Source organism: Streptomyces sp. NBC_00572 (assembly GCF_026341815.1).
Lineage (GTDB): Bacteria > Actinomycetota > Actinomycetes > Streptomycetales > Streptomycetaceae > Streptomyces.
Genome location: NZ_JAPENX010000001.1, coordinates 1404310 through 1424488, shown reverse-complemented (window position 1 = coordinate 1424488; position 20179 = coordinate 1404310). Strand labels below are relative to the sequence as shown.

Sequence of the window (20179 nt, the reverse complement as noted above, 5' to 3'; positions counted from 1 at the left end):
GTACGTGACGGAGGGCCGCAGGATCGTCGTCAAGGTCGGCTCCTCCTCGCTCACCACCGCCTCGGGAGGCCTGGACGCCGACCGCGTCGACGCCCTCGTCGACGTACTCGCCAAGGTCCGCAGCGGCGGCGAGAAGGAGATCGTCCTCGTCTCCTCCGGCGCCATCGCCGCGGGCCTCGCACCGCTCGGACTCACCCGCCGTCCCAAGGACCTCGCCCGGCAGCAGGCCGCCGCCAGCGTCGGCCAAGGACTCCTCGTCGCCCGGTACACCGCCTCCTTCGCCCGCTACGGAGTCCGCGTCGGACAGGTCCTCCTCACCACCGACGACACCAGTAGGCGCGCCCACTACCGCAACGCCTACCGGACCCTCGACCAGCTCCTCGCGATGGGCGCGCTGCCGGTAGTCAACGAGAACGACACCGTCGCCACGGACGAGATCCGCTTCGGCGACAACGACCGGCTCGCCGCCCTCGTCGCCCACCTCGTCCGCGCCGACCTGCTCGTCCTGCTCTCCGACGTCGACGGCCTCTACGACGGGGACCCGGCCAAGCCCGGCACGTCGAGGATCGCGCAGGTCACGGGCCCCGACGACATCGCCCATGTGGAGATCGGATCGGCCGGAAAGGCGGGCGTCGGCACCGGTGGCATGGTCACCAAGGTCGAGGCCGCCCGGATCGCCGCCGCGGCCGGCATCCCCGTGGTCCTCACCTCCGCGAGCCGCGCCGCCGACGCCCTCGCCGGCCGTGACACCGGCACGTACTTCCACCGCACCGGCCGACGCTCCGCCGACCGGCTCCTCTGGCTCGCCCACGCCTCCACCCCGCAGGGCTCCCTCACCCTGGACGACGGAGCCGTACGAGCCGTCGTCGAGGGCAAGAAGTCCCTGCTCGCGGCCGGTGTCGCGGGCATCGAGGGTGACTTCGTGGCCGGCGACCCCGTCGAACTCCGCGACACCGCCGGCCGGGCCGTCGCCCGCGGTCTCGTCAACTTCGACGCCAAGGAGATGCCCCGGATGCTCGGGCGCTCCACGCACGAACTCGCCAAGGCGCTCGGCCCCGAGTACGAGCGCGAGGTCGTCCACCGCGACGACCTGGTCGTCATCCGCTGACCCTCACGTCCCTCCCGAAACGGCTGAAAGTGCGGCCATCCGGAAGGGACGTTTACCAAAACCGCCCCAAGTGCCGCCTCGGGCTGGTCAACTTTGTCCCGGGGGTAAGAGAGCAGGGCGGGGTACAGCACCACACGCATCACACAGGAGGCCGCCGGTGAGACGAGCGCGCCCAGGGGCACCGCCCCGAGGGACTGCCGAACGCGCCCTGACCAGTGTCGAGGCCGGAGCCGACTTCGACGAGGCACGGGACAGGTCCACGGACACCAAGACCGAGACCACCACCGAGACACGCGAGGTGCGTGAGCCACGAGAGGCACGCGCCAAGGAACAGCCCGTGTCCAAACTCTGGCACATCACCCTCAGCGTGTCGGGTGTGGAGTCACCGCTGAAGGAGGTGCGACGCGGGCTGGAACAGCTGGCCCACGACCACCCCTTCCTGCTGACCAGCCGCTACGCCAACGACCACGCCGAGATCAGGTACTGGGAAGAGGCCCGCGACCTGCACGACGCCGCGGCCGTCGCCCTGCGCCTGTGGGGCGAGCACCGGCAGACCGCCAAGCTGCCGCCGTGGGAGATCGTCGGTCTCGAGGTCATCGACCGCGAGACCTACCACCAGCGGATCGCGGAGGGCTACGGCCCGCCACCCGCGGCCCCGGTCGGCGTCCACCCGTACTGAGCGGCGGCGTTCGAGACACCTCCCCGTGCGGGGCGTCTCGGAACGACCGGGGTACGTCTCGGAGTGCGGGATACGTGAGGGATGTCCGCAGGGGTGCCAGTACCCTGCGGGCATGACCTCGCTCACGCCCCTCGACAACCTGTCCCCGGTCACCCGGGCCGCCTACCGGGCCCGTGGCGCCGCCGCCGAAATCGCGCCACTCCCGCGCGCGGCCAAGGACGACGCCCTGCTGGCGATCGCGGACGCCCTCGAAGTCCGCACCGCCGAAATCGTCGAGGCCAACGCCGAGGACATCGCCAAGGCCCGCGAAGCCGGGACCAGCGAAGCGATCATCGACCGGCTCACCCTCACCCCCGAGCGCGTCCGGGCCATCGCCGCCGACGTCCGTGACGTCGCCGCGCTGCCCGACCCCGTCGGCGAGGTCGTCCGCGGCTCGACCCTCCCCAACGGCATCGACCTGCGCCAGGTCCGCGTGCCGCTCGGCGTCGTCGGCATCATCTACGAGGCCCGCCCCAACGTCACCGTCGACGCGGCCGCCCTCTGCCTGAAGTCCGGCAACGCCGTCCTGCTCCGCGGCTCGTCCTCCGCGTACGCCTCCAACAGCGCCCTGGTGAAGGTCCTGCGCGACGCCATCGGCGGCGCCGGACTGCCCGCCGACGCCATCCAGCTCGTCCCCGGCGAGTCCCGCGAATCGGTCCGCGAGCTGATGCGCGCCCGCGGCCTCGTCGACGTCCTCATCCCGCGCGGCGGCGCCTCCCTGATCCGGACGGTCGTAGAGGAGTCCACCGTCCCGGTCATCGAGACCGGCACCGGCAACTGCCACGTCTACGTCGACGCGCAGACCGACCTCGACATGGCCGTCGAGATCCTGATCAACTCCAAGGCGCACCGGGTCAGCGTCTGCAACGCGGCCGAGACCCTCCTCGTCCACCAGGACGTCGCCGCGGCCTTCCTCCCCAGGGCCCTCGACGCCCTCGCGGAGGCCGGCGTCACCGTCCACGCCGACGAGCGGGTCCTCGCGTTCGCCGCGGGCTCCAAGGCCACCGTCGTCCCGGCCACCCCCGAGGACTGGGAGACCGAGTACCTCTCGTACGACATCGCCGCCGCCGTCGTCGACTCCCTCGACAGGGCCGTCGAGCACATCCGGACCTGGTCCTCCGGTCACACCGAGGCGATCGTCACCACCTCGCAGGCCGCGGCGCGCCGCTTCACCCAGCTGGTCGACTCCACCACGGTCGCCGTGAACGCCTCCACCCGGTTCACGGACGGAGGACAGTTCGGCTTCGGCGCCGAGATCGGCATCTCCACCCAGAAGCTGCACGCCCGGGGCCCCATGGGCCTTCCGGAGCTGACCTCGACCAAGTACATCGTCACCGGTGACGGTCACGTGCGGTAACCGCTCCTTTCGGTACGGGCGGGGAGGGTTCGCACTCTCCCTGCCCAAAACCACCTTCCGGGTCTACTCTGAAGCCGTGCCGGACGACGTGGGGGGCACGCCGTTCCAGAACGGCGGGGACCCTGAGGACTCTGTCGACCGCGGAGGCGCCGACGAGGTCTACGCCGACGTGGTGTTCGACGAGGACTTCGTACGGGCCGCGACCATTCACGAGCCGACCGCGGTCGAGCGGCTCCTCGCCGCCGCCCAGGCCCGTGCCGAGGCCGAGGCGGCCCGCGCCCGAGCCGGGGGCGGATCGGCCGACGACGACCTCTACGAGGAGTTCCACGACCCCTCCGGCCTCACCTACGAGCCGGACGACGTCGGCGACGACGCCAGCCCGTACGGCCGCCACGGCGGCGCCCTGCGCCCCTACCGGGGCAGCGCCCGCTGGCACCGGCCCGTCGCCTGGCTCCTCGCCCTCGTCATGGGGGTCGGCATGGTCGCCCTGGCCTTCAGCGCCGTCTACCGGGGCGCGGCCGCCAACCGCCAGGACCAGGTCCCCCCGCCCGCCACGACCGGCGTGGACACGCCCAACCCGAACCCGGCACCGCCCGCCGCCCACGCCCCCGCGGCACGCTCCGCGTCCCCCGAATAGCCGTCCGCGTCCGCGTCGGAAGCGGTCCGTGTCCGCGTGGGCAGCGCTCCGCGTCCGCGTCTGCGGTGGGCCGTGTCCGTGTCGGTAGCGGTCCGCGTCCTCCGAGTGGCCGAGCCGTTCGGCTCCCTGGCGGCACCCGCACACCCTGACGGCGGAATTCTTCCGAACTTGTCGTGTACCTCGGCGTTTACCGAAGCCCTCGCGGACCTACCCTGAAGGTATGGCAGGGCGTGGCGACCCGCCTGAGGGGACGCCCGAGGGCCTCCCCGGCGGTGAGGACGAATACCGATCCGTCGTCTTCGACGAGGCGTTCGTCCGCGCTGCCCATCTCCAGGAGTTCTCGGCCCAGGAACGGATGGGTGAGCACTCCCAGGCCGTCCGCAGCCGCCCGTCCTCCTGGGAGGGCCGCAGCGGCTCCCGCCAGGCCATCCTGCTGGTCCTGCTGATCCTCCTCGCCTTCGGCACCGCCATCTATCTCGGCGTCCGCAACCCGTACCAGCCCCCGGTCGACCAGCGGGCCGAACCCCTGCGGACCACCGTGGTCCCGCTCGCCCCGCAGGGCCCCGTCGTCGGCGGTGTGCCCGACCGGCTCTTCGACCACAGCCCGGTCGCCGAGTACCGCACCGGGGCCGCGGGCATCAACCTGCCCGTCGCCGGACGCACCACCCACTTCGCCGAGAGCCAGGTCGTCTCCGCCCTCAGCATCGCCAAGGACTATCTGGTGGCCTCTTCCCTGGAGCCCGACGTCCTGTCCGGGGTGACCGTGCGGCCCGCGCGCCTGCTGCTCGACCCCGACCAGCTCGAACAGTTCGACCGGAGCGTCGAGGCACCGGCCGACGACGGCCGACACGCCCTCGCCGGCTGGCTCGTCCGCTTCGACCCGCGGCAGGCCGTCCTCGCGGACCCCTCGGCCCGCGTCCAGGGCACCCTCCGCTACGAGGAGACCAGCCCCGACACACTGGACGTCACCGCGGACCACACGTACACCTACGCTCTCCGCCCGGCCGCACAGGGCGCGGGACCGGTCGGGCAGGCGTCCCTCTTCACCGTCCACCGCGAGGTGCACTTCCGCTTCGACCGCGAGGACCTGCGCATGCACCGGGCCGAGCTGGTGACCAGCACCGTGGAGGCGGGCCCGCAGGCGTGCGGCGCGGACGTCACGGGCTCCCTGAAGCCGCTCCTGGCCGGAGCGCGGGCCCCCGAGGCGGACGGCGGACCGGTGGTCACCGACCCGTACGCCACGGGTCGGCCCGCCGCCCCCTCGCTGTGCGGAGCGCTGGCGCCGAGCGCTCAGCCCTCGCTCTGACGGTTCCGCCGGTCCGGTTCCGCCGGTCCGGTTCCGCCCGGCCGGTTCCGCTCAGGCCTCGCTCTGAGCGCCGCCGGTGTCGCCGTCCGGGCCGCTCCTGCCGTCCCCTTCGGTCCCGTCGGCGTCCGGCTTCCTCGGGCCCTGGCCGCCGCCGAAGGCGTTGCGCAGCTTCCCGCCCAGGTCGCCCGCCAGGTCGCCGGCGCCCCCGGCTATGTCGCCGACCAGCTTCATCAGCGGATCCTTGCTGGTCCGCACGGTGTCGGCGTAGTGCCCCGCCGACTCGCGGAAGGAGTCCGTGACCGAGGCGTCCTTGTCCTCCGAGCGCTTCGGGTAGTGGCCGTCCATGATCCGCTGGAAGTCGCGGTTCTCCGACCACTTCTTCAGCTCCGCCGCCCGGACGGTGGTGAAGGGGTGCGTACGCGGCAGTACGTTGAGGATCTTGAGGACCGAGTCCCGCAGGTCCCCGGCCTTCTCGTACTCGTCGGCCTGGGCGAGGAACGCGTCCACGTTCATCTCGTGGAGGTGGTTGCCGCCGGCGACCTTCATCAGGCCGCGCATCGAGGCCTGCACGTCCTGGCCGACGAGGAGCCCGGCCCGGTCGGCGGAGAGCTCCGACTTGCGGAACCACTCGCGCAGCGCCGTGACGATCGCCATGATCGCGACGTTCCCCAGCGGAATCCAGGCGATCTTGAGCGCGAGGCTGGTGAGGAAGAGCAGGACCGTGCGGTACACGGAGTGTCCGGAGAGGGCGTGTCCGACCTCATGGCCGACGACCGCCCGCATCTCCTCCTCGTCGAGGAGCTCCACCAGACCGGTGGTGACGACGATGATCGGCTCGTCCAGGCCGATGCACATCGCGTTGGGCTTCGGGTCCTGCGTCACGTACATCGGCGGGACCTTCTCCAGGTCCAGGATGTAACAGGCGTCCCGCAGCATGTCGTTGAGATGGCTGAACTGCGCGTCGCTCACCCGGACGGAGTCCGAGAGGAAGAGGAGTCGCAGGCTGCGCTCCGGCAGAAGCCCGCTGAGCGCCTTGAAGACCGTGTCGAAGCCGCTGAGCTTGCGCAGCGCCACCAGCGCCGAGCGGTCGGCCGGATGCTCGTAGGCCCGCGAGGAGATACCGGGGAACCGCTTCCGCTGCCTGCTCGGCACGTTCCCCTGGTCGTTCTCGGTCATGGATGCCCCCTGTTCGTACGAGTCGGTGCTCGTCCCCCTGACGAACCCCAGCGTAGGCGTTGGCGCTACGGTGTGCCGGGGCCTGTGGATAACTCGGGCACCGAGGACGACCGAGGAGCACGATCGACATGCCGGACACCGTCGACACCGCTGCCGCCCTGCTCGCCGCCGCCGCGCAGGAGGGACCGGGCGACACGCTCCGCATCGTGCTGCTCGTCTCGATGGTCGGCGGCGCCCTGCTCGCCTGGTTCCTGCTCCGCGGCTATCGCTCCGACGACACCGGGGACGACAGCACCGGCGGCGGCACCGGCGACGCGGCCCGCCGCGGCACGGACGCCAGCACGGATGTCACCACGGACCGTGACGCCAACGCCTGAGTCGGCGTGAGCCTGCCCGGACCGCCCGCATACGATGTGCGCGAAGTCTCCGCTCCCATCCCCGATCGATAGGTCTGTCGAAGATGAGCCTCCACAGCACCGCCGCCAACCTGGTTTCCCTTGCCGAGGGCTCCGAGCACGGCGGCGGCAACCACGAAAGCCTCAGCCCCTACCTCACCGGCTTCGGCGCCTTCGGCGCCCTGCTTCTGCTGCTGTGGATCACCACCCGCTTCAACCGCGACCGCTGAACCACCGCCCCTGATCAGGCGTCCGCTGCCGTGCCAGTAGGCTCTGCACGCATGGGAGAGCAGGAAATGCCTACTGGCGGGCGCGGGAAGCGCCGACTCGGGGTGATGGGCGGAACCTTCGACCCGATCCACCACGGACACCTGGTGGCGGCCAGCGAGGTCGCCGCCCTGTTCCACCTGGACGAGGTCGTGTTCGTACCGACCGGGCAGCCGTGGCAGAAGAGCGACAAGACCGTGTCGGCGGCCGAGGACCGTTATCTGATGACGGTCATCGCGACGGCGTCCAACCCGCAGTTCTCGGTCAGCCGGATCGACATCGACCGCGGCGGTGCGACGTACACCATCGACACCCTGCGGGACCTGCGCTCCCTCAACAGCGACTCGGACCTTTTTTTCATCACCGGGGCGGACGCGCTGTCGCAGATCCTCACCTGGCGCGACGCCGAGGAACTCTTCTCGCTCGCGCACTTCATCGGCGTCACCCGGCCGGGCCACGACCTCACCGACGACGGACTGCCCAAGGGCGGCGTCTCGCTCGTCGAGGTGCCCGCGCTCGCCATCTCCTCCACCGACTGCCGGGCGAGGGTCGCACAGGGCGATCCCGTCTGGTACCTGGTCCCGGACGGCGTGGTGCGCTACATCGACAAGCGCCAGTTGTACCGCGGCGAGTGAGCTTCGGGGAGGGGCACCGGTGAACGATCAGCAGCATCCGTACGACCCGTACTATCCGCAGCCGCAGATCATCGGCTACGACGAGTACGGGCAGCCGGTGTACCAGCAGCCACAGGCGTCCCAGCAGGGTCAGGGACAGCACTACGACCCGTACGGCGGTCAGCAGCAGCAGTCCCAGCCGCAGCAGGGGTACGGCTACGACTCTTACGCCCAGCAGCAGTACCAGGCGCAGCAGCCACAGGCGCACCAGCAGCCTCAGGCACCCGAGCAGCCCCAGGAGCCGCAGTACGACCCGTACGGGCAGCAGGGCTACGCCTACCCCTCCTACGACACGGGACAGCAGTGGTCCGTCCAGGCGGACCCGTCCGCCGCTCAGGCCCCTGCCCCCGCTCAGGCCCCTGTGCAGGCCCCGTCGGCCGCGCCCGTCGCGACCCCGCCCGGCGTTCCCGGTCAGCGCCCCGCGTCCGAGCGGTCCGCTCCGGCCCGGCAGGCCGGCACCGACGACGACCGTGACTACCGCACCGAGCAGTTCTCGTTCATCGAGGAGCCGGACGAGGACTCCGAGGACGTCATCGACTGGCTGAAGTTCACCGAGAGCCGCTCGGAGCGGCGCGAGGAGGCCAGGCGCCGGGGCCGCGTCCGGATCATCGCGCTCGTCGTCGTCCTCGTCCTCGCCGCCGTGGGCGGCGTCGGCTACCTCTGGTCCGCGGGAATGCTCCCCGGGTCGTCGGACGGGGAGCAGAAGGAGAACACCGCGACCGGTCCGCAGAAGCGCGACACGATCGTCGTACACCTCCACAACACCACGGGCGGCGGAACCTCCACCGCCCTGCTCGTGAACAACAGCACCACCCGTCAGGGCACCACGGTCCTGCTGCCCAACTCCGTCGTCGTCGCCGACGGCGAGGGCGCCGCGACCACCCTGGGCAAGTCGGTCGAGGACGACGGCTCCAGCGGCACCCGCGAGGCGATCGGCAACCTCCTCGGCGCCCCGATCGCCGGCACCTGGCGCCTGGACACCCCGTACCTGGACACCCTCGTCGACCTCGTCAGCGGGATCGAGATGGACACCGACACGGAGGTGCCCGACACGAAGAAGGGCGCCGATCCGCTGGTCAGGAAGGGCGAGAAGCAGTCCCTGAACGGCCGCGCCGCCGTCGCCTACGCGACCTACCGGGCACCCGGCGAGGCCGAGACCAAGCAGCTCCAGCGCTTCGGCCAGGTCATGTACGCCGTGCTGCGCAAGATCTCGGACAATCCCGAGTCCGCCACGATGACCGTGGAGAGCCTCACCCAGATCTTCGACCCCTCGCTCTCCGAGAAGGACCTCGGTGCCTCCCTCGCCAAGCTCGCCGAGCACGCCAAGGTCGGCGACTACAAGACGGCTTTGCTCCCGGTGGGACAGGACGGCGCGCTGACCGAGGGCGCGAGCGACAGTGTGGTGAAGGACATCCTGGGCGGAAAGGTCACCGCGCCCGAGGCGGGCGACGTGACCCGGGTCTCGCTGCGGGACGGTTCCGGCAAGAAGGCGACCGAGGCGGCCAGGGTCGTCCTGATCAACGGCGGCTACTCCTTCATGGGCGGCACCGAGGCGGACACCCAGGAGAAGTCGCAGGTCGTCTACGGTGACGACGCCCAGAAGCCGACGGCGGCCGAGGTGGCCAAGACACTGGGTCTGCCGGCCGGCTCGGTCACCAAGGGCAAGCCCTCGGGCGCGGCCGCGGTGACCGTGATCCTGGGCAAGGACTACGAGGTGCCGGGGGCCCGGTAACGGCGCTCCGGAAAACGTTGGCGGGGCCGTCGGCGGTCCGTGAGACCCTGGAGGGGTACTGGACCGCCGACGAAAGCCTGCATGTGACCGCCACGGACCGCTCCATCGAACTCGTCAACGCCGCCGCTCAGGCGGCCGCCGACCGGCTCGCGCACGACATCATCGCGTACGACGTCAGCGATGTGCTGTCGATCACCGACGCCTTCCTGCTCGCCTCCGCGCCCAACGACCGCCAGGTCAAGTCGATCGTCGACGAGATCGAGGAGCGCCTCAACAAGGACCTCGGCGCCAAGCCGGTCCGCCGTGAGGGCGACCGCGACGCCCGCTGGATCCTCCTGGACTACGTCGACATCGTCGTCCACGTCCAGCACAGCGAGGAGCGCGTCTTCTACGCGCTCGAGCGCCTGTGGAAGGACTGCCCCGAGCTCGCGCTCCCCGAGGACGCGGTGAAGACCCGCGGCAAGGGTGCCGAGCACGCCGAGCTGACCGGTGTCGACCTCTCCGAGCACGCCGCCGGGCTGCCCGACGGACCGGACGGTGAGCTGAGCTGAGCACCACCAAGGGCGGCACCGGCCGCCGCATCGTCCTCTGGCGTCACGGCCAGACCTCATGGAACCTGGAGCGCCGCTTCCAGGGATCGACCGACATCGAGCTGACGGAGGCCGGTGTCGCCCAGGCGCGCCGGGCCGCCCGGCTGCTCGCCGCGCTGAAGCCGGACGCCATCGTCGCCTCGGACCTGAAGCGGGCGGCGGCCACCGCCGCCGAGTTGGCCGTGCTCACCGGTCACACCGTCGACCACGACTCCGCGCTGCGCGAGACGTACGCGGGGGAGTGGCAGGGGCTGACCCACGACGAGATCGTGGGGCGGTACGGCGAGCAGTACGCCGCCTGGAAGCGCGGCGAGCCCGTGCGCCGGGGCGGCGGCGAGCTGGAGACCGAGGTGGCCGACCGGGCCGCCCCGGTGGTTCTGGAGCACGCCGACAAGCTGCCCGAGGACGGCACGCTCGTCGTGGTCAGCCACGGCGGCACGATCCGCACCACGATCGGGCGGCTCCTCGGCCTGGAGTCCCAGCACTGGGAGAGCCTGGGTGGCCTCTCGAACTGCTGCTGGTCCGTCCTCGGCGAGGGCGCCCGCGGCTGGCGTCTGATGGAGCACAACGCGGGCACGCTGCCCGAGCCGGTCCTCGGCGACGACGACTGAGCCCCGCGACCGGCCTGCCGGACCCGGATTTCACTTTCCGGCAGGTCACAGGCTAAAGTTCTTCTTGTTCGCAGCGCAGAGCGCGAAGAACACGAGGGGCTATAGCTCAGTTGGTAGAGCGCCTGCATGGCATGCAGGAGGTCAGGAGTTCAATTCTCCTTAGCTCCACAATCACCGGATCCCGTCCCCAGCAGGGGGCGGGATTCGTCGTTCCGTCACCTTTCGCAGGGACGCGAGCCCGTGGCGGCTCTCCTCGTCGTTCGGCGTGTAGGCCACGATCCGGCACTCCGGCATCCCGTTCACCGAGAGGGAGACCGAGGTCAACCGGACCTCGCCCATCAGCGCGTGACGGAAGACCTTCACCCGGGTGCCCGGCGGGACCACATCGCCGCTGCGCCACAGTCGGGCGAACTCCGGGCTGGCCTCCGCGAGGGCCCGCACGTACTCCTCCCAGGCCGGCTCGCCGACATGGCGTCCGTACGCGCCCCGCAGCTGGGCCACCATCAGCGGCAGCTCCCGCTTCCGGTCGACCACCGGGCAGGTGGGCCCGGGCACGCTGAACAGCGCCCACAGCACGTTGCGTATGCCGAACGGGCCGGTGTCCAGGTCGTCCCGCCCCTCCTGGAAGAAGAGCCGCTCGTACATGGAGTTGGTCGCGAGCACGTCGTACCGCGCGTTGTAGAGCACCGCCGGGTGCGGGTCGAGGGCGTCGAGGATGCCCTGGATCTCCGGGCTGACCACCTCGACGTCCGAGGCCGACCGCTCCGGCGCGTACGGCACCTCGGCCAGGTGGTAGAGGTGCTCGCGCTCGGGCCGGTCGAGCCGGAGCGTCCTGGCGACCGCGTCGAGCACCTGAGCCGAGGCGTTGATCGGGCGCCCCTGCTCCAGCCAGGTGTACCAGGTGACGCCGACCCCGGAGAGCTGGGCGACCTCCTCGCGGCGCAGCCCCGGCGTGCGGCGGCGGAGTCCCGGAGGCATCCCCACGTCCTCCGGTGTCACCCTGGCCCGGCGGCTGCGCAGGAACGCGGCCAGCTCCGGCCGTCGGCGTCGCTGTGTCGGTACTGCTGCCACGATCGTCACACCCCCATGGTCGAGTCCCCGTGCCGCCGCTGCCAGGTGGTGTCAGTACCAGCATCAGCGGGCTCTCGTTACCCGTATCCGATCGCGGTCACGCTCGACGCATGACCTCGACCACAACACGTCCCGTACTCAGTAAAGACGGTGGCACCGACAACCGCCCCGGACTGCTGCTCGGGGTGGTTCTCGCCGCCCAGTTCATGGCGCTCCTCGACGTCTTCATCGTCAACGTCGCCGCCCCCACGATCCGTGCCGAGCTCTCCGCCTCCGGAGCCGCGCTCCAACTCGTCGTCGCCGGCTACACCATCGCCTACGCGGTGTTGCTGATCACCGGTGCCCGCCTCGGCGACCTCGTCGGACACCGCCGGATGTACCTCGGCGGCCTCGCCCTCTTCACCGCGGCCTCCCTCGCCTGCGGACTCGCCGCCGACACGGGGCAGTTGATCGCCTTCCGGTTCGCGCAGGGCGTGGGATCGGCCCTGATGATCCCTCAGGTGCTGAGCCTCATCCAGCGCAACTTCACCGGCGAGCGCCGGGTCCGGGCCCTCAGCGCCTACTCCGCGGTCCTGGCCACCGGCGCCGCCGCTGGGCAGGTGGTCGGCGGCGTCCTGGTGAGCGCCGACCTCTTCGGCACCGGCTGGCGGCCCGTCTTCCTCGTCAACGTGCCGATCGGCGTCGCCCTGCTCGTCCTCGGCGCCCGGGTCCTGCCCCGCGACACCCGGACGGCACCCACGCGGGCGCGTGCCCTCGATCTGCCGGGCCTCGTCCTGCTCGCCGCCGCCGTGTCCCTGCTGACCGTCCCCCTGGTCCTCGGCCAGGAGCAGGACTGGCCGCTGTGGTCCTGGCTCTCGCTCGGCGCCTCCCTGGTCCTCCTCGCCCTCTTCGGCGTGTACGAGTCGCGGCTCGCCCGGCGGGGCGGCGCCCCGCTCATCGCCCCGCGCGTGCTGCGGCTCCCCGGGATGGGACGGGCCGTCCTCTGGATCACCGTCTCGATGGGAGTCAACGCCGGCTTCCTGTTCACCCTCACCCTGCATCTGCAGGGCGGGCTCGGACACAGCGCCCTGCGCGCCGGACTCACCTTCGGTCCCGCCGCCGTCGTCTTCGGGGCCATCGGGCTGACCTGGCGGCGCTGGCCGGCCCGGCTGCACCGTGCGCTGGTCCCGGGCGGCTTCCTGCTGGCCGCCGCGGGAGCCCTCGCCGTCGGCGGGCTGCTCGCGGACGGCGGCACGGGCGGCTGGGGGCTCTACCCGGCCCTGGGCGCGTTCGGCGCGGGTGTCTCACTGGCCTTCAGCCCGGCCCTGACCGGCGCGCTGGCCACCGTACGACCGGAGGACGCGGCCGACGCGAGCGGGCTGCTCGCGACCGTCACCCAGCTCGGTCAGCTCATCGGGGTCGCCGCGTTCGGGACGCTTTTCCTCGGTGCGACGGCCGGATCCGGGGCGCGGAACTCCGCCGACGCGCTGTGGGCGACCATGATCGCCCTGGCCGTCGCCGCCGCTGTCGGCGCGGCGGCCGGACCGTGGCGCCGAGCACGCTGACCCTCTTGCGAGGCCATGGCAGAATCGGACGGCCGGAGGGGGACGAGGATCCGGACGGGAGGGTGGCCCAAGTGCTCGGCGACAACGGCGGGGTGTCCTATGGGTGCACGGCCTGCGGCCACAGCTGGAGCTGACTGATGGGTGCACACAGGCGGAAGTGCGACTGGTGCGGCAGCGGCACGCCCATCGTGCGCGACATGGACCCCGTCAACCCGGGGTTCCAGTACTGGTGCGAGGAGTGCGCACGGGCGCTGATCATAAAAGGCGACCCCATCGAGACGTACCGCGAGCTGGAGGGGGAGCCGATCTACGGCCGGCTCCTCGACGAGCACTGCACCCTCAAGCGGTTCTACTCCTTCGCCACGGCCTGACGCCGCAGCGTCAGCACGTACCCCACGAGCAGCGCCGTCGTCGTCAGCGGATAGACGGCGGACAGCACCATCTGGCCCACGTTCTGGTCCAGTTCGGGCCGACCCGGGTCGTGCGGAACCCACCACAGCGCGAAGGACGCGAACGCCAGGCCCACCGCCCCCGTCACCGGCCACACGCGCGTGGCGCGGTCCGCGAGCAGGATCAGCAGCGGCACACACCAGACCCAGTGGTGGGACCAGGAGATCGGGCTGATCATCAGTGCCGTGAACGCGCAGACGACCACCGCCACCGCCTTGTCGCCGCGCAGCGCGGCCCGCACCGCGAGCACCATCGCCACTCCGCCCAGGACGGCCGCGGTCACCGCCCACCACATGCCCGGGTCGTCGGTGTGCATCATCCGGGCCAGGACCCCGCGGATCGACTGGTTGGCGGTCTCCTCCGCGAAGCCCACCCGGCCGGTCTCGAACAGCGTCTCCGTCCAGAACCGCTTCGAGTCCGCCGGCAGGACGAGCGCGACGGCCAGCGTCGTCCCGAGGAACACCCCGGTCGCCGTCACCGCGGTGCGCAGCCAGGTGTTCCAGGTCCGGTCCCGGCGCCACAGGAGCACGCCCACGACGAGCAGCAGGACCACGAAGAGCCCTGGTGTGAGCTTCACCGCGGTCGCCAGGCCGATGCCCAGACCGGCCCAACGGCTGCCCTGGCGCCGGGTGAGGTCCCAGAGCACCGCCACCGCTATGAGCAGGTTGATCTGGCCGTACCGCAGGGTCGTCCAGACCGGCTCGCACCAGACCACGACCGCGGCGACCCACAGCGTCGTACGCCATAGGTCCGTACGGGACAGCGACGGGCGGACCAGCTGGATCGACAGCTGGACCAGCGCCACCACCAGGAGCAGGTTCCCCGCCGTGGTGAGCGTCCGCATCAGCGGCACGCTCACCAGGGTCAGCGGGACGAACAGCAGCGCCGCGAACGGCGGGTAGGTCATGCCGAGGTTCGCGGAGGTGGCGCGCATCGCGTACAGGTCCCCGCCGGCCCGGACCGTCTCGCCCTCCGCCCGGTAGACCATCACGTCGAGCATGTTCACGTGGGCGAGGCGTTGCGCCACCCAGAAGGCCGCGAAGGAGAGCAGGCAGATCGCCGCGGCGGTGGCCAGGGGCCAGGGCCGGGCGCGGGTCTTGGAGAGCACGGAGACGGACACAGTCGGCGACCCTACCCGGCAGGTCAGAGGGGCCCGGAGAATCGATTTGGAGATCTGCCGGGGAGCCGGTTAATGTTCTGTCTGTCGCCGCGAGGGAAACCGAAACGGAGACGGAAGAAAGCAAGGGGCTATAGCTCAGTTGGTAGAGCGCCTGCATGGCATGCAGGAGGTCAGGAGTTCAATTCTCCTTAGCTCCACAGAAAAGAAGCGGGTCACCCGGATCGGGTGGCCCGCTTCTTCGTGTTCGGCTCCCGGCCGCCGAGGCCTCACCCTGCGCCGCTCCGCTCCGCGAAACGTCGGTGCGGCCCGCTCGGGCCCTGCGGTACCCTGACGCCATGCGTGCCGTACGCCTTCTGCTTACCGAGCCGCGCTGATCAGTCCCGACGGATGACAGACATCTGTCGGAGTCGGCGCGGCGTCCCCTCCTGTGCGAGGGGATTTTTCATTTCACGGCAGTCCGTGGCAGTGGGCAGAGACGATCGATGGAGCTTCAAGGACCATGACCGAGATCAATACGGCCGCCGAGACGGCGGCCCCGCATCGCTACACGGCGGCCATGGCCGCCGACATCGAGGCACGCTGGCAGGACTTCTGGGACGCCGAGGGCACGTACGAGGCCCCGAACCCCACCGGTGACCTGGCGGGCGACCCCGCGGTCGCCTCCCTGCCCAAGAAGTTCATCATGGACATGTTCCCGTACCCCTCGGGTGCGGGCCTGCACGTCGGCCACCCGCTCGGCTACATCGCCACGGACGTCTTCGCCCGCCACGCGCGCATGACCGGCCACAACGTGCTGCACACCCTGGGCTTCGACGCCTTCGGCCTGCCGGCCGAGCAGTACGCCGTGCAGACGGGCACGCACCCGCGCGTGTCCACCGAGGCCAACATGGAGAACATGAAGGTCCAGCTGCGCCGGCTGGGCCTGGGCCACGACAAGCGCCGGTCGTTCGCCACGATCGACCCCGAGTACTACAAGTGGACCCAGTGGATCTTCCTGCAGATCTTCAACTCCTGGTACGACGGCGAGGCCGCCAAGGCCCGTCCGATCGCCGAGCTGATCGAGCAGTTCGAGAACGGCACACGTGAGGTTCCCGGCACCACGCGCGCGTGGAGCGAGCTGAGCGCCGCCGAGCGCTCCGACGTCCTGGGCGAGTACCGCCTGGCGTACGCCTCCGACGCGCCCGTCAACTGGTGCCCCGGCCTGGGCACGGTCCTGGCCAACGAGGAGGTCACCGCCGACGGCCGCTCCGAGCGCGGCAACTTCCCCGTCTTCAAGTCCAAGCTGCGCCAGTGGAACATGCGGATCACCGCTTACGCGGACCGCCTGCTGGACGACCTGGACGCGCTGGACTGGCCCGAGGCCATCAAGCTGCAGCAGCGGAACTGGATCGGCCGCTCCGAGGGCGCCCGCGTCGACTTCCAGGTCGGCGACACCGGTGCGATCACCGTCTTCACCACCCGCCAGGACACTCTGTTCGGCGCCACGTACATGGTCCTGGCGCCCGAGCACGACCTGGTCGAGAAGATCGTTCCGGCCACCTGGCCCGAGGGCACCCACGACGTGTGGACCGGCGGACACGCCACCCCGTCCGAGGCCGTCGACGCCTACCGCAAGCAGGCCGCCTCCAAGTCCGACGTCGAGCGGCAGGCCGACGCCAAGGAGAAGACCGGCGTCTTCACCGGCGCGTACGCGACCAACCCGGTCAGCGGCGAGCAGGTCCCGGTCTTCATCGCCGACTACGTCCTGATGGGCTACGGCACCGGCGCCATCATGGCCGTCCCCGCGCACGACAGCCGCGACTTCGCCTTCGCGCGCGCCTTCGAGCTGCCGATGCGCTGCGTCGTGGAGCCGAGCGACGACCGCGGCACCGACCCGTCGACCTGGGACGAGGCCTTCTCCTCGTACGAGGCCAAGCTGGTCAACTCCTCGAACGAGGACATCGCCCTGGACGGCCTGGGCGTCGTCGACGCCAAGGCGAAGATCACCGCCTGGCTGGCCGACCGCGGCATCGGCGAGGGCACCGTCAACTTCCGTCTGCGCGACTGGCTGTTCAGCCGCCAGCGGTACTGGGGCGAGCCCTTCCCGATCGTCTACGACGAGGACGGCGTCGCCCACTCGCTGCCCGAGTCGATGCTGCCGCTGGAGCTGCCGGAGGTCGAGGACTACTCGCCGCGCACCTTCGACCCGAACGACGCGGACACCCAGCCGGAGACCCCGCTGTCCCGGAACGGGGACTGGGTCCACGTCACCCTGGATCTGGGTGACGGCGCTGGTCCGCGCCGCTACCGCCGCGAGACCAACACCATGCCCAACTGGGCCGGTTCCTGTTGGTACGAGCTGCGCTACCTGGACCCGCGCAACTCCGAGAAGCTGGTCGACCCGGCCGTCGAGCAGTACTGGATGGGCCCCCGCGAGGGCATGCCCACCGGTGGCGTCGACCTGTACGTCGGCGGCGCCGAGCACGCCGTGCTGCACCTGCTGTACGCGCGCTTCTGGTCCAAGATGCTGTTCGACCTGGGCCACATCTCCTCGGCCGAGCCGTTCCACAAGCTGTACAACCAGGGCATGATCCAGGCCTTCGTCTACCGGGACGCGCGCGGGATCGCCGTGCCGGCGGCCGAGGTCGAGGAGCGGGACGGCGGCTTCTGGTACGAGGGCGAGAAGGTCAGCCGCGTCCTGGGCAAGATGGGCAAGTCCCTGAAGAACGCCGTGACGCCGGACGAGATCTGCTCCGAGTACGGTGCCGACACCCTGCGCCTGTACGAGATGGCGATGGGCCCGCTGGACGTCTCCCGCCCCTGGGACACGCGCGCGGTGATCGGCCAGTACCGGCTGCTGCAGCGACTGTGGCGCAACATCGTCGACGAGTCGACCGGTGAGGTCACCGTCGTCGACACCGCGCCCGACGAGGACACGCTGCGTGCCCTGCACAAGGCGATCGACGGTGTCGGCCAGGACATGGTCGCGATGCGCTTCAACACCGCCATCGCCAAGATCACCGAGCTGAACAACCACCTGACGAAGTCCGGCGGTGCGCTCTCCCGGCCGGTCGCCGAGCAGCTGGTGCTGCTGGTCGCCCCGCTGGCCCCGCACATCTCCGAGGAGCTGTGGCGCAAGCTGGGCCACGGCGAGTCGGTCGTCCACCAGGGCTTCCCGGTCGCCGACCCGGCGTACGTCGTCGACGAGACCGTGACCTGCGTCGTGCAGATCAAGGGCAAGGTCAAGGCCCGCCTGGAGGTCTCCCCGTCGATCACCGACGCGGACCTCGAGACGCTGGCGCTGGCCGACCCGCACGTGGTCGCGGCGCTGGGCGGCGCGGAGATCCGCAAGGTGATCGTCCGGGCGCCGAAGCTGGTCAACATCGTCGCCTGACGGCACGCGCGCCGGGGGCGCGGTCCCCTGACGGCCCGTGCGCCGGTCGGCGCACGGGCTCGTCCGAGGACACATAGGGGGTTTCCCCTACGGGCAGGTTGGGGGTTCCGATGGAACCCCTGGCCTGCCCGTTCCGTTTACCGTGGAGGGACCACATCCGTGGGAACCGGACGGACGCCGGAGGGGCGCACATGGAAGCCGCGATTATCACGATCATGGCGCTGCTCTTCTTGTCCTTCGTGGCGCTGGGGGTCTTCGTCACGGTGAAGGCGGTCAAGGCCGCCAAGCGCGGGGTGGACCGCACCCTGGACCAGGCCCGGCGCACGGTCGAGGACACCACGCTGCGGGCCAAGAGCTTCGGCCAGACCGGGGCCGCGGGCGAGCTGGCCAGGCTGCGGCTCTCGCTGCGCACCTCGATGCGGGCCACCCAGGAGGCGCTGCAGGCCGGGGTCGGCGAGGACGCCTCGCTGAAGGAGTCGCTCGACCTGTTTCACCGGCTCAGCGCGCACGGGCTCGAACTGGACGGGGACCTCAAGCGTCTTGAGCGGGAGCCCGACCGGGCATGGGTCGCCGGGCAGCTCTCCGAACTCACTGCGCGGACCGAGCGGATCACCGGCTCGGCCGACGCACTGCGCCGCGCCGCCCGGGACCGGGCCCTGAAGTTCGCCGAGGACGACCTGTCGGCGCTCAGCGCCCAGATCGACGTCGAGGCGGGTGCGCTGCGGCACTGGACCGATCCGGAGACCGCGTCCGGGACCGTGCCGGGGGCGACGACCGGGACCACGGCGCCCGGTGCCGCTTCCGGGACCACGGGTCCGCGAGCCGGCGCCGGGAACGCGGGTCCGGGTCCCGGCGGTGAGCCGTCCGCGATCACGGCCCCCGACCCCCGGCGGACCGCCTACCCCTGGGAGAAGTCGGCCCGCCCGGAGACCACCACCTGACAGAACGGCGGACCGGTAGGCCCTGCCGGGCGCCGAGGCCGGACGGGCGCGCGGGGGTGTTCGCGCGTTCACGGTGGGGGCCGGGCTGCCGTACGCCGGTCTCGGCGGGTAACCTCCCGCTCATGTCCCGGCATGTCGCGATCGTCACCGATTCCACGGCCTACCTGTCACGCCAGACGAGGGAGCGGCACGCCGTCACCACGGTCCCGCTGACCGTCGTCATCGGCGACCGCGCCTTTGAGGAGGGCACCGAGGTCTCGGCCAGGGCGCTCGTCGAGGCCTTGCAGAAGAAGCGGGCCGTCACCACCTCGCGGCCGAGCCCCGAGGTCTTCGCCGAGGCGTACCGCGAGGCCGCCGAGGCCGGGGCGCAGGGCATCGTCTCCCTCCATCTGTCCGCCGAGGTCTCCGGGACCTACGACGCGGCCGTGCTCGCCGCGAAGGACGCCCCCGTTCCCGTGCGCGTGGTGGACACCCGCATGATGGGCATGGCAGTGGGCTTCTGCGCGCTCGCCGCGGCCCAGGTCGCCGAGGCCGGCGGATCGCTCGACGAAGCTGTCGCGGCCGCCGAGAAGCGCGCCGCGGGGACCTCCGCCTACTTCTACGTCGACACCCTGGACTATCTGCGCCGCGGTGGGCGTATCGGGGCGGCGCAGGCTCTGCTCGGCTCCGCGCTCGCGGTCAAGCCGCTCCTCGAACTCGACGGCGGGCGGATCGAGCTGCGGGAGAAGGTGCGGACGGCCTCGAAGGCCATCGCCCGGCTGGAGGAGATCGCCGTGGAGCGCGCCGGGTCCGGCGCCGTCGACATCGCCGTCCACCACCTCTCCGCGCCCGAGCGGGCAGCCGCCCTCGCGGACCGGCTCAAGGAGCGGGTGCCGGGCATGGTGGAGCTGCACGTCAGCGAGGTGGGAGCGGTCATCGGCGCGCACACGGGGCCCGGGCTCCTCGCGGTCGTCGTGTCGCCACGCTGAGTCCGGCTGTCGCCGGGCCCTCCGTCGCGGGGCTCTCCACATCGGGCCGTCCCTCGTGGGAGTGACGGAGTTGTCCACAGTGGGGGCGCTGTCCACGGAACGTGGGTGATCTCCGCACAGCACGGCGGTGATTCCTACGGT

19 protein-coding genes and 2 tRNA genes are annotated in these 20179 nt (G+C 71.3%); 18 read left to right on the top strand and 3 right to left on the bottom strand.

All coding sequences use genetic code 11. The annotated features are described in order from the left end of the window. Positions 1 to 4 precede the first annotated feature (4 nt). The 5 genes from proB (at position 5) to OG514_RS06580 (ending at position 5126) form a co-directional block, all read left to right on the top strand. Positions 5 to 1108: a glutamate 5-kinase gene (gene proB / locus OG514_RS06600; RefSeq protein WP_266900766.1), complete on the top strand. Its 1104-nt coding sequence runs from the start codon at positions 5 to 7 to the stop codon at positions 1106 to 1108. Between the two features lie 157 nt (positions 1109 to 1265). After that, positions 1266 to 1787 carry a hypothetical protein gene (locus tag OG514_RS06595; RefSeq protein WP_266891828.1) on the top strand — a complete coding sequence of 174 codons (522 nt, stop codon included), beginning with the start codon at positions 1266 to 1268 and terminating at the stop codon, positions 1785 to 1787. A 112-nt stretch (positions 1788 to 1899) separates the two neighbouring features. Beyond that, positions 1900 to 3183, top strand: a complete 1284-nt coding sequence (locus OG514_RS06590; RefSeq protein WP_266891827.1) for a glutamate-5-semialdehyde dehydrogenase — start codon at positions 1900 to 1902, stop codon at positions 3181 to 3183. A gap of 76 nt (positions 3184 to 3259) precedes the next feature. After that, positions 3260 to 3820, top strand: a complete 561-nt coding sequence (locus OG514_RS06585; protein WP_266891825.1) for a hypothetical protein — start codon at positions 3260 to 3262, stop codon at positions 3818 to 3820. Positions 3821 to 4040: 220 nt separating this feature from the next. After that, positions 4041 to 5126, top strand: a complete 1086-nt coding sequence (locus tag OG514_RS06580; RefSeq protein ID WP_266891823.1) for a hypothetical protein — start codon at positions 4041 to 4043, stop codon at positions 5124 to 5126. 51 nt (positions 5127 to 5177) lie between these two features. Here OG514_RS06580 and OG514_RS06575 read toward each other — a convergent pair whose 3' ends face one another. After that, positions 5178 to 6302, bottom strand: a complete 1125-nt coding sequence (locus tag OG514_RS06575; protein WP_266891821.1) for a M48 family metallopeptidase — start codon at positions 6300 to 6302, stop codon at positions 5178 to 5180. A 128-nt stretch (positions 6303 to 6430) separates the two neighbouring features. On the opposite strand from OG514_RS06575, the gene OG514_RS06570 reads away from it, so the two are divergent. The 7 genes from OG514_RS06570 to OG514_RS06540 all read left to right on the top strand — a co-directional run bounded on the left by OG514_RS06570 (position 6431) and on the right by OG514_RS06540 (position 10739). Continuing rightward, entirely contained in the window at positions 6431 to 6679 is a 249-nt protein-coding gene (locus tag OG514_RS06570) for a hypothetical protein (RefSeq protein ID WP_266891819.1), read from the top strand. An 83-nt stretch (positions 6680 to 6762) separates the two neighbouring features. Further along, positions 6763 to 6927 (top strand): hypothetical protein, encoded by a 165-nt coding sequence (locus OG514_RS06565; RefSeq protein ID WP_266891817.1) that lies wholly within the window; start codon positions 6763 to 6765, stop codon positions 6925 to 6927. A gap of 51 nt (positions 6928 to 6978) precedes the next feature. After that, positions 6979 to 7599: a nicotinate-nucleotide adenylyltransferase gene (gene nadD / locus OG514_RS06560; protein WP_266891816.1), complete on the top strand. Its 621-nt coding sequence runs from the start codon at positions 6979 to 6981 to the stop codon at positions 7597 to 7599. 19 nt (positions 7600 to 7618) lie between these two features. Then, positions 7619 to 9370 carry an LCP family protein gene (locus OG514_RS06555; protein ID WP_266891814.1) on the top strand — a complete coding sequence of 584 codons (1752 nt, stop codon included), beginning with the start codon at positions 7619 to 7621 and terminating at the stop codon, positions 9368 to 9370. 83 nt (positions 9371 to 9453) lie between these two features. Next, complete coding sequence (gene rsfS, locus OG514_RS06550) at positions 9454 to 9921, top strand: ribosome silencing factor (protein WP_266891812.1); 468 nt, start codon at positions 9454 to 9456, stop codon at positions 9919 to 9921. Next, positions 9918 to 10571 carry a histidine phosphatase family protein gene (locus OG514_RS06545; RefSeq protein ID WP_266900765.1) on the top strand — a complete coding sequence of 218 codons (654 nt, stop codon included), beginning with the start codon at positions 9918 to 9920 and terminating at the stop codon, positions 10569 to 10571. Before rsfS ends, OG514_RS06545 begins: the two co-directional genes overlap by 4 nt. Before the next feature lie 95 nt (positions 10572 to 10666). Continuing rightward, positions 10667 to 10739: transfer RNA gene (locus OG514_RS06540), tRNA-Ala, on the top strand. 3 nt (positions 10740 to 10742) lie between these two features. On the opposite strand, the gene OG514_RS06535 is transcribed toward OG514_RS06540, so the two are convergent. Beyond that, positions 10743 to 11651 carry a helix-turn-helix transcriptional regulator gene (locus tag OG514_RS06535; RefSeq protein ID WP_266891810.1) on the bottom strand — a complete coding sequence of 303 codons (909 nt, stop codon included), beginning with the start codon at positions 11649 to 11651 and terminating at the stop codon, positions 10743 to 10745. A gap of 101 nt (positions 11652 to 11752) precedes the next feature. Between OG514_RS06535 and OG514_RS06530 the strand changes: the two genes are divergently transcribed. After that, complete coding sequence (locus OG514_RS06530; protein WP_266891808.1) at positions 11753 to 13186, top strand: MFS transporter; 1434 nt, start codon at positions 11753 to 11755, stop codon at positions 13184 to 13186. Between the two features lie 137 nt (positions 13187 to 13323). Further along, entirely contained in the window at positions 13324 to 13557 is a 234-nt protein-coding gene (locus tag OG514_RS06525; RefSeq protein ID WP_015033559.1) for a hypothetical protein, read from the top strand. Here the strand turns inward: OG514_RS06525 and OG514_RS06520 are convergent. Then, positions 13536 to 14756: a glycosyltransferase 87 family protein gene (locus tag OG514_RS06520; RefSeq protein ID WP_266891804.1), complete on the bottom strand. Its 1221-nt coding sequence runs from the start codon at positions 14754 to 14756 to the stop codon at positions 13536 to 13538. The genes OG514_RS06525 and OG514_RS06520 overlap by 22 nt on opposite strands. 124 nt (positions 14757 to 14880) lie before the next feature. Between OG514_RS06520 and OG514_RS06515 the strand changes: the two genes are divergently transcribed. From OG514_RS06515 to OG514_RS06500, 4 genes are all read left to right on the top strand, one after another. Then, positions 14881 to 14953: transfer RNA gene (locus OG514_RS06515), tRNA-Ala, on the top strand. A gap of 302 nt (positions 14954 to 15255) precedes the next feature. Then, on the top strand, positions 15256 to 18129 hold the full coding sequence (leuS, locus tag OG514_RS06510; protein WP_266891803.1) for a leucine--tRNA ligase: 2874 nt from the start codon (positions 15256 to 15258) through the stop codon (positions 18127 to 18129). 191 nt (positions 18130 to 18320) lie between these two features. Beyond that, entirely contained in the window at positions 18321 to 19070 is a 750-nt protein-coding gene (locus OG514_RS06505) for a hypothetical protein (protein ID WP_266891801.1), read from the top strand. Between the two features lie 122 nt (positions 19071 to 19192). Then, complete coding sequence (locus OG514_RS06500) at positions 19193 to 20038, top strand: DegV family protein (RefSeq protein WP_266891799.1); 846 nt, start codon at positions 19193 to 19195, stop codon at positions 20036 to 20038. Positions 20039 to 20179: the final 141 nt, after the last annotated feature.

Coding starts and splice junctions, on each gene's coding strand:
- OG514_RS06590 (WP_266891827.1), top strand. CDS start 1,900: ATGACCTCGCTCACGCCCCTCGACAACCTGTCCCCGGTCACCCGGGCC.
- OG514_RS06580 (WP_266891823.1), top strand. CDS start 4,041: ATGGCAGGGCGTGGCGACCCGCCTGAGGGGACGCCCGAGGGCCTCCCC.
- OG514_RS06575 (WP_266891821.1), bottom strand. CDS start 6,302: ATGACCGAGAACGACCAGGGGAACGTGCCGAGCAGGCAGCGGAAGCGG.
- OG514_RS06570 (WP_266891819.1), top strand. CDS start 6,431: ATGCCGGACACCGTCGACACCGCTGCCGCCCTGCTCGCCGCCGCCGCG.
- OG514_RS06565 (WP_266891817.1), top strand. CDS start 6,763: ATGAGCCTCCACAGCACCGCCGCCAACCTGGTTTCCCTTGCCGAGGGC.
- nadD (WP_266891816.1), top strand. CDS start 6,979: ATGGGAGAGCAGGAAATGCCTACTGGCGGGCGCGGGAAGCGCCGACTC.
- OG514_RS06530 (WP_266891808.1), top strand. CDS start 11,753: ATGACCTCGACCACAACACGTCCCGTACTCAGTAAAGACGGTGGCACC.
- OG514_RS06525 (WP_015033559.1), top strand. CDS start 13,324: ATGGGTGCACACAGGCGGAAGTGCGACTGGTGCGGCAGCGGCACGCCC.
- leuS (WP_266891803.1), top strand. CDS start 15,256: ATGACCGAGATCAATACGGCCGCCGAGACGGCGGCCCCGCATCGCTAC.
- OG514_RS06505 (WP_266891801.1), top strand. CDS start 18,321: ATGGAAGCCGCGATTATCACGATCATGGCGCTGCTCTTCTTGTCCTTC.
- OG514_RS06500 (WP_266891799.1), top strand. CDS start 19,193: ATGTCCCGGCATGTCGCGATCGTCACCGATTCCACGGCCTACCTGTCA.